This is a genomic window from Vogesella mureinivorans, from assembly GCF_007644035.1.
GTDB lineage: Bacteria > Pseudomonadota > Gammaproteobacteria > Burkholderiales > Chromobacteriaceae > Vogesella > Vogesella mureinivorans.
The window spans coordinates 1-295 of record NZ_VMTV02001078.1; the positions used below are offsets into that span (position 1 = coordinate 1).

At 71.2% G+C, this 295-nt stretch carries 1 pseudogene; it reads left to right on the forward strand.

Annotated features, from left to right (window positions below):
- A pseudogene (locus FLQ44_RS22830) lies at positions 1-295 on the forward strand (phosphomethylpyrimidine synthase ThiC); the annotation flags it as partial.

Sequence of the window (295 nt, forward strand, 5' to 3'; positions counted from 1 at the left end):
GACCTGCGCGTGCCGATGCGCGAGATCCGCCAGTCCGATACGCCGGCGCTGTTCGGCGCCGAGCCGAACGCGCCGCTCAGCGTCTACGACACCTCGGGCCCCTACACCGATGCCGACGCCCGCATCGAGCTCACCGCCGGCCTGCCGCGCCTGCGCGCGGCCTGGATCCATGAGCGCGGCGACACCGAAGTGCTGGCGGGTATCAGCTCGCAGTACGGCCAGAAGCGCCTGCACGATGCCAAGCTCGACAGCGTGCGCTTTCCGAATCTGAGCGCTCCGCGTCGCGCCAAGGCGG